The organism is Streptomyces sp. NPDC007095 (assembly GCF_040634475.1).
In the GTDB taxonomy this organism is placed as follows: Bacteria; Actinomycetota; Actinomycetes; order Streptomycetales; family Streptomycetaceae; genus Streptomyces.
The window spans coordinates 1-10,627 of sequence record NZ_JBEYFS010000105.1; the positions used below are offsets into that span (position 1 = coordinate 1).

The following is a 10,627-nucleotide window of genomic DNA, read 5'->3' on the forward strand; positions in this document are numbered from 1 at the left end:
GACGGATTCGTCGCTCAGTACGTCGAGCGCGGTGAGGTAGCGCCAGTGCGGGGTCTGCTCGGTGTACGCACTGGGCGACCCGGTCGAAGTGGGCGCGCTGCGCCACGCCTTGGACCTTGCCGGATCCGACAGCTGCGCGCTGGCGTCGGTCAAGAGCCAGATCGGCCACCTGGGTGCCGCCGCCGGGGTGGTGGGGCTGGCGCGGGCCGCCCTGGCGGTCCACCACGGCGTGATCCCGCCCAACGTCGACTTCAACCGCCTCAACCCGCAGATCGGCACCGCGGCGCCGTTCTACATCCCGACCGCGGCCCAGCCGTGGCCGAGCGGCCGGCCGCGGGTGGCGGCCGTGAGCAGCTTCGGAATCGGCGGTACCAACGCCCACCTGCTGCTGGAAGAGGCAGAGGAAGAGGCAGAGGTGCCGACGGCACCCCTCAGCGCCATGCCCTGCCTCGTGCTGTCCAGCAGCAGCGTCGAAGGCCTGCGCGACGACGCCTCCCACATCGCGGACTACCTGGCAGCCCGGCCCGAGGCATACGACCAGGTGCTGCGGCATCTGCAGGCCGGACGCCCGCCGCGCCGCTGGCGGATGGCGGCGGTCTGCCCCGATGCCGCCACCGCGGTGGCCTGGCTGCGTACGGCGGTCGGCGTCGAGGTGACACCGAGCGAGGAGGGCCGCCCCGCCGCGGCCCACACGGCTCAGGAACTGACCGACGCCTGGCTGGCGGGGCAGACGATCCACTGGCCGGCCGGACCGGCGCAGGCGCCGTGGGACTTCCCGCCGCCGGCTTTCCGGCTGGCCGACTACGACTTCGAGCGCGCCGCGCCCGCAGCCGAGTCGGTCGAGCCCGCCGAGCCGGCCGACGACGGGCATCCGCAGCGGCTGCCCGAGGCCGAGTGGCTGCACCAGCCGCACTGGGTACGGCTGCGCCGCGCCCTGCCCACCGGCACCGGGTCGCCCGCACGCGGCCTGCTGGTGGTGATGACGGCCGAGCCGCTGCCGGAGGACGCGGTACGGCCCCTGCGGGCGGCCTACGCCCGGGTGGTGCGGGTCGGCGCGGGCGACGCCTTCGCCCGGTTGGCGAATGACGTCTACCGTGTCGACCCGGCCGACCCGCACTCGCTGGGGCTGCTCCTCGACGCGCTGGCCGACGAGGGCCCGGCAGGCATCGACTGGCTGCACGCGCTGCCGCTGGCGGTCGACGGGCCGGTGGGCGAGGAGTCGCTGGCCCGCGCCCGCTGGGCCTGCCTCGACACCCCTGCCGCGCTGATACAGGCGATGGCAGGCAGGCCGCAGGCGCAGCCACTGCGGATCTGGTGGCTCTCCCACCGGGCCCAGCCGGTGGAGGGCACCGTGGAGCGGCCGGAACTGGGCCTCCTGGCCGGTGTCTGCGAGGTGGCGCCCCAGGAGTGCGCCGTCGACGGCCGCTGGCTGGACCTGCCCGGAGGCGACCTCGCCGACTGGGCACCGCTCCTGACGCCGGTGCTGGCCGAGGCGGACGACCCCGCGTCACAGCAGCGCCGGCTGGCGCTGCGGCAGGGCTACTGGTGGCAGCCGACGCTGCTGCCGGTCGCCCCGCCCGCCCCGGGGACACCGGCGCTGCTCGCCGCCGAGCAGGGCGTCTACCTGATCCTGGGCGGCACCGGCGGTATCGGCGGCACCATCGCGGCATGGCTGCTGGAGCAGACCGACTGCCGGGTGATCCTGATGGCCCGGCGGCCCTCCCTGCCGACCGGCCTGGCGCGATGGGCCGACCGCGTCCGGCTGGTCGAGGCCGACCTCGCCGAGAAGACGCCTCAGGCCGCGCTGGCCCTGATCGAGCGGTACACCGACCGGCTCGATGGTGTGGTCCACGCCGCGGGCGTGGCGGCCGGCAGCCTGATCGTCCGGCGCGACGCCGCCGTGATGCGGCAGGCCACCGCGGCGAAGCTGAACGGCGCCCTGCTCGTCGAGTCGCTTATCGAGCGCTACCGGCCGGCGTTCGCCGCGTACTGCTCGTCCATGTCGGCGCTGTTCGGCGGCGTCGGACAGCTCGACTACGCCGCCGCGGTCGGCCTGCTGGACAGCTTCGCCCGCCACCAGGCCGACCCGGCAGAAACCACGCTGCGGCTCGGCATCGACTGGGACATCTGGCACGAGGTCGGCATGGCCCGGCAGGCCCTGCGGTCGGACGCCCGCCACCAGGCGCACCTGGCGGTAGGCCTCGGGGTGGAAGAGGGCCGGCGGCTGTTCGAGCGGGCCCTGCGGCTGCAACTGCCGCAGCTGCTGGTGTCCACGACCCCCCTGGAGCAGGCCCGCGGCTTCTACGTGGCGCCGGCCGAATCAGTGGCCGAGACAGTGGCCGGAGCACCGGCCGACGTCGCGGCCGCCGGCGAGGAGACACCCTCGCCCACCGGACAGCTTGCCGAGTACCTGTGCCGCTGGCTGGGGTTGGAGGAACTGGACCCGGACGCGTCGCTCTACGACCTGGGCGCTGACTCGCTGACCCTGCTCGACCTGATCAGCGAGGTGAAGCGGCACTTCGGTATCGACCTTGAGCTCTCCCAGCTGAGCCACCGGGTGAGTCTGACGGAGGTGCTGACGCGGCTCGGCGAGTCGGCACCCGCCGCCCCGCCCACCAGGGACCAGGTGAAGCTGGAGGTCTGGCAGCCGGGCACGGGACGCGACGTGCTGTGCCTGATCCACCCGGTCGGCGGCGACATCCAGGCCTACCGCGCGCTGGTGTCGTCGCTCGACCCGCGACTCACCGTCTGCCTGATCGCCGATCCCGCCTTGCAACGGCCCGAGCCACAAAGCTGGTCCCTGGAGGAACGGGCCCTGCGTTACCACGCCGCGCTGCACAAGCGCTTCCCGCACGGCGCGTGGCGTTGGCAGCTCGCCGGCTGGTCCTTCGGGGCCTGGGTGGCGTTGGCCATGGCCGCCGAGTCGGAGGCGCTAGGCCGGCCGGCGGACGGGCTCTTCCTGGTCGACCCGCCTCCGCCCGGTGCCGGGCCACGCTTCCAGGGCTACGACGAGGCCCAGCTCGAAGCCGTCTTCGCGCACGAGCTGGGCACGGGCGGCGCACAAGCGGCGGTGGGGCAAGGAGCGAAGGACTACGCCGAGCGGCTGGCGCGGTGCTGCCGGGCCAACCTCGCCGGCATGGCGCGGTACGAACCGCCGCGCCTGGCCGGCACGCCCAGCCGGCTGTGGCTGGCGGCCCGCCCGGTGGCCGGACTGCCCGCGCTGGGCTCCCCCGAGGAGCAGCGGCGGCTGTGGCAGGCGCATCTGCCCCAGCCGACGGACTGCCAGATCCTGGACACCACCCACTACGACATCGTCCGGTCGCCACAGGTGCAGACGGTGGCCGAGGCCATCAACGCGGCGTCGCCGTCAGTCCCCGAAAGCCGCTGAGGCGTCCACCCCTGGTGCAGACGGTGGCCGAGGCCATCAACGCGGCGTCGCCGTCAGTCCCCGAAAGCCGCTGAGGCGTCCACCCCTAAGGAACCCGACATGAACACTGCCCATCCCCGCTCCGGTCCCTCCGGCGGCGCGGGTCGCCCGTGCCCACTGCCCGGTGCCGGCGACCGCGTCACCGTCCCCGCGCACCGAGCCGTCCCCACCGCCCGCCCCGGCCGCGGACCGCGTACCCGATGAGCCGAGGCCACGCCATGAACCCGTACCAGACCCTGCCGCCCCGCTCGTTCTGGCGCTCCGCCGTCGCCGAGCCGGAGCTGTCCGCCATCGGGGACCTGTGGACGCCCAAGTTCTCCATCGGGCAGGACGACCCCGTCCTCACCGCGGGCTCCTGCTTCGCCCGACACATCGGGCGCGCCCTGCTCGACCAGGGCATGAACTGGCGTGACAGCGAGCCGGCCCCGCCGGGACTCACCGAGGCCGAACGCCAAGCCCGCCACTACGGCGTGTTCTCGTGCCGTACCGGCAACATCTACACCGCCGCCACGCTGCTGCAGTGGTTGTCCTGGGCGTATGGGGATGCCACGCCGCCGGATGAGGTCTGGAGCGAGGACGGCCGCTTCTTCGACCCGTTTCGCCCCTCCGTCGAACCCGAGGGCTACGACTCGGTGGAGGCGATGCTGGCCGCGCGCCGGACGACCCTGGCCGCCATGAGCGGTGCCATCGCCGAAGCCGGCTGCCTGATCTTCACCCTGGGCCTGACCGAGGCATGGGAGAACCGCGCCACGGGCGCCGTCTACCCGGTCTGCCCGGGCACCGTGCGCGGCACCTTCAACGCCGAGCAGCACGCGTTGCGCAACTTCACCTTCGCCGAGGTGTACCGCGACCTGTCGGCCGCCCTCGCACTGGCCCGCGCCGCCAATCCGGGGCTGCGCGTCGTGCTCACCGTGTCACCGGTGCCGCTGACCGCCACCGCCACCGGCGGCCACGCACTCACCGCCACCACGTACTCCAAGTCCGTACTGCGGGCCGTCGCCGGGCAACTGGCCCAGGAACACGACCACGTCGACTACTTCCCCTCCTACGAGATCATCACCGGCTTCCCGTTCAAGGCGGTGTTCTTCGAGCCCAACCTGCGCACGGTCACGCCGGAAGGCGTCGCCTTCGTCATGCGCCAGTTCTTCGGCGCACTCGCCCAGCGCCCGGCCGAACCGCGGCCGGACAGCGGCGCCGGGCCTTCCCACAGAGAGGACTTCTGGTGCGATGACGCCGTACTCGACTACTACAGCCCCCGCTAGGTTCCTGCTGCTGGGCGACTCGCACGCCGGCCCGGTCGGCCGGGCCGCGAAGGAGGCCGGCCTTTCCTTCCACGGCGGCCCGATCGGCGCCGGACGCGAGTTCACCGCCGAGTTCTTCGACGTCCGCGAGGACGACGTGGTGTTCCGCAAACCCGAGGCGGACCGGTACTACCGCGGCTTCCTGGCCGCGTTGGGCGCGGCCGGGCTCGGCGGGCTGACCGTCCCGCTGGTGTCGACCTTCGGTTTCAGCGCCCACTTCGTCGCCACCCTGGAGAACTGGCAGGTCTACCGGGTACGCGGCGAGTTCCCGCCGGGCTTCCTGTCGAGCCGGCTTTTCGACGACATCGTCCTGGCCATGACCCGCGGCGCGCTGGCCTTCTACCGCCAGACACGTGCACTCGGGCTGCGTGTCCTCGCGGTGATGCCCCCTCAGCGGGTGCCGGGGCACTCCGACCCCGCGGTCTTCATGGCCGCGCAGGAGACCATCCGCCGAGCAGTCCTCGCGCTCGGTGTCGAGATCGTCGACGTGCGCGTACGCGCCACCGACGAGACGGGGTTCCAGCGCGCCGAACTGTGCGAGACCAACGACACCATCCACGGCAATCTGGCCTTCGGCCGGATGATCCTGGCTGACCTACTGGCGTGCGGGCTGTGAACCCGAACCGCCGTCGGAAACGCCCTCACCTTCGCCGCCAGACCATCGTTCACGCCTCCGTAAGGGAGTGCCGGGAGCGGTACCGACCCCCCGCAGGAGGATGACATGGAGCAGTTCGTACTGGATGCGGTCGAACGCATCACCACAAGGCCCAAGACGGTCTACGAGACCATCGCGATCGACCCGGTGACCCCGATCGTCGGCGCCGAGATATCCGGCGTCGACCTGTCCAAGGAACTGTCGGACCAGCAGCTTGAGGACATCAGGCGCGCCTTCCTGGAGCACCATGTGCTCGTCTTCCGCGACCAGCTGCTGTCTGCCGAGGACCACAAGCGTTTCGCCGCCCACTTCGGTGAACTGCGCCCACTGCCGGTGGCCGTCCCTGAGGGCCGCGACCCGGTCGTCCTGGAGATCAGCGCGACCAAGGACTCCACTGACGTCGACGGACACGGGTGGCACGCCGACGGGACCTCCAACCCCGAACTCGCTCTCGGCTCGATGCTCTACATCACCCGCACGCCGGAGATCGGCAGCGGCGGCGACACCATGTTCGCCAACATGCACCTCGCCTACGAGATGCTGTCGCCGACGATGAGGACCCTCCTGGACGGACTGACCGCGATCCACGACGACGCCGTCGCCTGGCAGGGCCACACCCCGCCGGAAGGGTACGTCCTGCCCAAGAACGAACACCCGGTGGTGGTGCGCCACCCCGAGACCGGCCGCAAGCTGCTGTTCGTCAACCCCGCCTACACCTCACACATCGTGCAGTTGTCCGTCGACGAGAGCAAGGCGCTCCTCGGCATGCTGTTCGACCTGGTGGCCCGCACGCCCATGCTGAGCTGCCGTGTCCGCTGGGCACCCAACACACTGGTGTTCTGGGACAACCGCTGCGTCCAGCACCATGCCATCTGGGACTACTACCCGCATGCGCGCTACGGCCAGCGGGTCGCCATCAAGGGGCAGCGGCCCCAGGCCTGAGCGGCCGAAACCGCGCCGGTCCACCGGCCGGCGCGCGTGAGGGTGTAGAGGCGGCATCGAACGTGACTGCCAGGGGGCCGGACCCGCAGGGCGGGCACCGGCCCCCGGTGCGGACGGACCACTCAGGAAGCGGCCCGGGCCAGGCTGTCGGCGAGTCCTTCGGCAAGTCGCCGGTAAGCCGTCCGGAGCTGCTCGTCCTGGGCGGCCCTCTGTTGCTGGGCCGCTGTCCGGTCCTGGTCGGCGCAGGCGTGGGCATAGACCTGCACGTGGGCGAACGGGCAGGCTTCGGCATAGCCATGCGCGTCCGCCGCCGCGAAGGCCGCCGCCGTCGCGGCGGCGGACGCGATGCCGTTGCTGTCGGCGAAGGACGCGGCATTGGCGCTGGTGTTCAGCTCGGCGTAGGTGCCGGCGAACTCGGCGGCCCGCTCCTGGCCATAGTCGTTCCCGATGGCGTACTCATGGGCGCCGGCATAGGCGTTGGCGAAGGCGTCGGCGTAGGCGAGGTGGTATGCCTCCCGCAGCACCGGTTCGAGGACCGCGTTCCACTCGGCTTCGTCGATCTGCTCGCCCGCCAGTGCCCGGGTGTGCAACCGTCGTACCGCCTGCTGCGGCTCCTCGGACCAGCCACGCCGGGCGCTCGCCTCTGCCAGCATCGGTGCGACGTCGTGGGCGTGCCAGTCGTGCACGACAGCGAAGGGCACCGCGCCGCCCAGACGTTCCAGGTCGCCGTGCAGACGCCGCGCCCAGTCCTTCGAGACGGCGGCATGCTGGCCGTCGTACAACACGGCGACCACCTGCCACAGCCAGTCCGGCAGGTCGGAGCCGGACGCCGATTCGCCGTCGGCGTGGGGGGCGGGGGCGGCCATGCCGGCTTCGAGCCGCGCGAGGAACCGGTCGAACGACGCGGCGGCAGCCGGGGGACGGCTCATACGGTTCTCCTGTCTTGGATGTTGCAACGTCGTGCGCAGACCACCGTAGCGGGGCTGTCGGCGGGGGCAGGAAGAGTTCAATCAGAGGTTCTCTTCTCCCAGCTCCTCGCCGCAGCGGCGCACGCCGGGGATACCTCAGTTCGACTTCCCGTAGGGCAACGGCACCGCCCGCCCTCCTGCGTTGCTCTCGGCGTCGATCATGTCGGTACCGGCTGTTCGTTTGCGGCCAGTGCGTCGAGCAGGGGCTGCGTCTCAACGGGCCTTCCACCTTGATCGTGGACACCTCGATACTGGATCTTGAGCCCAGGGAGAGGAGTCCTGGGTGGGGACCTACAAGTACTCGGCGGAGTTCCGGGCTGACGCGGTGGCGTTGGCCGACCGAACCAGCCGCCCGGCTCGCAGTCTTCCGCTGGCTCGGCTTCTACAACCACCGGCGCGGGCACTCCACGATCGGCTACCTCGCGCCGGTCGTCTTCGAGCAGAGATCAACTACGCTGGCCATCGCTGCATGACAACCGGTGTCCACGACCAAGGTGGAAGCCCCGGGCTCAATATCTCGATGTCCTTGTCCACAGCGCTCATCGGTAGCAGCCGTATGAAGGCGAACACGCTTGACACCGAGGGCAGTCGCAACAGCACGCTCCACCAGCCTGACACGACCCATCCGACGATCACTGACCGTTCGTAAGGATCTGCAGGTCACAGATCATGGATGGGGTTTTCGGCACCCGCAGGGTCGGTGAACCAGCAGGAGTTCGTGACTCCCAGGTGCGGTGTCTTCGCCCGGGGGCCAGTAGCTGGATCATCTCCTCGCCCCCAGGCGGACACCAGGGGACGCTGCCTGCAATTCGCGGATCTGCTCGTCAGGGGCGGCGTCGGTGTGCACGGAACGAACGTCGATGCCGGAGAGGGTCATGAGGATTCCCCCAGAACGGTCAGGGTCGCGTCGAGTGCAGTCGTCGTGGTGGTGGCGTGAACGCTGAAACGTATGCGGTCGTCCCCGTGCACGGTTGCGGTCACGCCCGCCGCGTCGAGCCGTTCGTGGACAGCCGGGGCGTCGCCGTGCGGAATGCCCACCACGACAAGACCCGCGCGTTCATGCGGTGAAACGGGCGACAGTACCGGCATGCCTGCAGCGAGGAGCCGGTCGATGAAGGCGGTCACCGTGTCCTCAATGCGACGCTGGACGGTGGCGACCCCGACCGATTCCAGCTGTGCGAGCGCCGTCGCGAGCGCCCCGGATGCGAACGGTGATCCGTTGGTCATCGAGAAACGCTGTGCGCCGGGGAGCGGCTCGTGGGGCACGCCGTCGTAGTGCGAGGCCCTTTCGACACCGGTCCAGCCACCAAGAATTGGCCGAAGGTGCGCAAGGCCCCGGGGGGATAGTGCCACGAAGCCCGTGCCCCACCCCGCTCTGAGCCACTTCTGACCGCCGACGACGAGCGCGTCGGCCAGGGTCCAGTCGGCGTTGACGACACCGAATCCCTGGATGCCGTCGACCACGAGGAGGCGGTCGCCGATCGCCGAACGGATGCCGGCCAGGTCGGCGAGAACGCCGGTGCGGAAGTCGACCGCGCTGACCGCCACTGCGACGGTGTCCGGCGTGAGGGAGGCTGCCACGCGTTCGGGCGTTACCGGCGCGAGCTCGTTTCCGGGCACGGCTTGCAGAGTGCGCACGGTGGTGAGCCCTGCATCCTGTGCTCGCCACCACGCATACAGGTTCGAGGGGAACTCTGCACTGCTGACGAGCACCGCGCCGCGCGGCAGGCCGAAGGCAATCTGGAGGATGCCGAGCGATGTGCTGGGCGTCAGCACCACCGCGCTACGGTCGAACCCGGTAAGGCGTGAGACTGCCGCGAGAGCGTTCTCGTCCTCCGCATGCAGTCCCGCCGAGGGAACACCGGCGCTAGCGTCGGCCGTGAGCCGGCCGATCGTCTCCACGACCGCGCGCGACGGTGGTCCGTAGCTGCCGAAGTTAAGGTATCCGGTCGGCTCGGCGAAGGAGGCGAGGTAGTCGTCGAGCTCTGCCGTCACGAGAGCACCCGCTGGAGGAACTGCCGGGTACGCGGTTCGCGTGGGGCACCTGTCACCTGCTCGACCGTACCTTCCTCGACGATGTCGGCGTCGGCGTCGGCCATGAATAGGATCCGATCGGCGACCTCTCGGGCGAACGCGATCTTGTGTGTGACGACGAGCATGGTCATGTCGTCGCGCGCCAGGTCGCTCATCACGCGCGGTACCTCCCCGTGAGTTTGGGGCCGAGCGCCGACGTCGGCTCGTCGAAGAACAGGAACAGGGGCGTCATCGCGATGGTTTGTGTGACGGCGACGCGCTGCCGTTGCCCGCCTGAGAGCCACCCAGGGTACACGTCGACTCTGTCACCGAGACCCACGCTCTCAAGGAACCCGACGGCCTCGGCCCGCACCCGCTGCATCCAGCGGCGCTGCACACGCGCCGGACCCTCCATGACGTTGCCGAGCACGATGAGATGCGGGAACAGGTTGAAGTGCCAGAATGCCATGGCGGCTTTCGCGCGCCGTGCCGACAGCTTGCGCTCGCTCAGAGCGTGCAGTTTGCCGCCGCGCAGCTCCATCGGTTGCCCACCGCCCCAGACCTCGCCGGCGTCGGGTTCCTCGAGCCGGTTCAGGATCCGCAGGAACGTTGACTTGCCAGCGTCTGAGGGGCCGATGATGCAGACGACCTCGCCGTCGCGGACGGTCAGCGACACATCGCGCAGCACCTCGTGGCTGCCGTATGACTTGCTGATACCGATTACTTCGAGGACGGGCGCGGTGTCGGCGGCCGGCACCGCGGCGGCGGATGATCCTTCACTCTTGGTCACGGAGTGCTCCTCACGAGGTGTGCCATGGACATGCCCTTCAGCATGCTGATGAAGTCGTTGCCGGTCGGCGGGATGATCGTGCCGATGGCAGGCCCGCATGGCACGCGTCGTCCTCTCGCAGGCGATGCGTGGGGCCGGGCACCGCCAGGCGCCCACCCGCGCTTCACAACACGTACAGCTTCGGCCAGCGCAGCGTAGGGGTCCTGGACGATGTGGACGGCGAATCCGCAGACGACAAGATCGAACGTGTCCGCCGGAACGGCGAGGCGCGCCACATCCAGCACGTCGCGTCCGCACCGGGATGATCGTCCTTGAGCAATTCGATCACCCGGGGCGCGCCGTCGACCGGAGTGACCGCGCATTCCGCGAGCAAGGAGATCGCCGGTGAAGGCCCCGCGACCGGCCGCGAGATCCAGCACGACAGTGCCCGCGGCCGGAGCGACACGCCGCATTGCCGTCCCCGCGAAGCCGGCCTCCTGTGAGCACTTGCAGGCCAACCCTGGGCATCTATTGCTGTTGACACTGACCTGC

10 protein-coding genes and 1 pseudogene are annotated in these 10,627 nt (G+C 70.6%); 6 read left to right on the forward strand and 5 right to left on the reverse strand.

Annotation, left to right across the window (positions count from 1 at the left end; genetic code table 11):
* Positions 1–61: 61 nt before the first annotated feature.
* From ABZ656_RS30905 to ABZ656_RS30920, 4 genes are all read left to right on the forward strand, one after another.
* The gene (locus ABZ656_RS30905) at positions 62–3,388 is read left to right on the forward strand and encodes a KR domain-containing protein (RefSeq protein ID WP_360272002.1); all 3,327 of its coding nucleotides are present in this window, start codon (positions 62–64) and stop codon (positions 3,386–3,388) included.
* A gap of 257 nt (positions 3,389–3,645) precedes the next feature.
* Positions 3,646–4,689 carry a GSCFA domain-containing protein gene (locus ABZ656_RS30910; protein ID WP_101403277.1) on the forward strand — a complete coding sequence of 348 codons (1,044 nt, stop codon included), beginning with the start codon at positions 3,646–3,648 and terminating at the stop codon, positions 4,687–4,689.
* A complete protein-coding gene (locus ABZ656_RS30915) occupies positions 4,655–5,344 on the forward strand; it encodes a hypothetical protein (RefSeq protein ID WP_180362300.1) in 690 nt (229 codons plus the stop codon). Before ABZ656_RS30910 ends, ABZ656_RS30915 begins: the two co-directional genes overlap by 35 nt.
* A 105-nt stretch (positions 5,345–5,449) precedes the next feature.
* On the forward strand, positions 5,450–6,325 hold the full coding sequence (locus tag ABZ656_RS30920; RefSeq protein WP_101403276.1) for a TauD/TfdA family dioxygenase: 876 nt from the start codon (positions 5,450–5,452) through the stop codon (positions 6,323–6,325).
* Between the two features lie 122 nt (positions 6,326–6,447).
* On the opposite strand, the gene ABZ656_RS30925 is transcribed toward ABZ656_RS30920, so the two are convergent.
* On the reverse strand, positions 6,448–7,254 hold the full coding sequence (locus tag ABZ656_RS30925) for a SpcZ (RefSeq protein ID WP_360272007.1): 807 nt from the start codon (positions 7,252–7,254) through the stop codon (positions 6,448–6,450).
* A gap of 389 nt (positions 7,255–7,643) precedes the next feature.
* On the opposite strand from ABZ656_RS30925, the pseudogene ABZ656_RS30930 reads away from it, so the two are divergent.
* Positions 7,644–7,766: pseudogene (locus ABZ656_RS30930) on the forward strand (IS3 family transposase); the annotation flags it as partial.
* 400 nt (positions 7,767–8,166) lie between these two features.
* Here ABZ656_RS30930 and ABZ656_RS30935 read toward each other — a convergent pair.
* The 4 genes from ABZ656_RS30935 to ABZ656_RS30950 are packed head-to-tail and all read right to left on the reverse strand — an operon-like array spanning position 8,167 to position 10,458.
* Positions 8,167–9,288 (reverse strand): aminotransferase class V-fold PLP-dependent enzyme, encoded by a 1,122-nt coding sequence (locus ABZ656_RS30935; RefSeq protein WP_360272010.1) that lies wholly within the window; start codon positions 9,286–9,288, stop codon positions 8,167–8,169.
* Complete coding sequence (locus ABZ656_RS30940; RefSeq protein ID WP_360272013.1) at positions 9,285–9,482, reverse strand: hypothetical protein; 198 nt, start codon at positions 9,480–9,482, stop codon at positions 9,285–9,287. The genes ABZ656_RS30935 and ABZ656_RS30940 overlap by 4 nt, the downstream gene beginning before the upstream one ends.
* Positions 9,482–10,096, reverse strand: a complete 615-nt coding sequence (locus tag ABZ656_RS30945) for an ATP-binding cassette domain-containing protein (protein WP_360272016.1) — start codon at positions 10,094–10,096, stop codon at positions 9,482–9,484. The genes ABZ656_RS30940 and ABZ656_RS30945 overlap by 1 nt, the downstream gene beginning before the upstream one ends.
* Positions 10,093–10,458, reverse strand: coding sequence for a methyltransferase domain-containing protein (locus ABZ656_RS30950; RefSeq protein ID WP_360272058.1), 366 nt, complete (start codon positions 10,456–10,458; stop codon positions 10,093–10,095). Before ABZ656_RS30950 ends, ABZ656_RS30945 begins: the two co-directional genes overlap by 4 nt.
* Between ABZ656_RS30950 and ABZ656_RS30955 the strand changes: the two genes are divergently transcribed.
* The gene (locus ABZ656_RS30955) at positions 10,408–10,578 is read left to right on the forward strand and encodes a hypothetical protein (protein ID WP_360272067.1); all 171 of its coding nucleotides are present in this window, start codon (positions 10,408–10,410) and stop codon (positions 10,576–10,578) included. The two genes, ABZ656_RS30950 and ABZ656_RS30955, sit on opposite strands and share 51 nt — an antisense overlap.
* Positions 10,579–10,627: the final 49 nt, after the last annotated feature.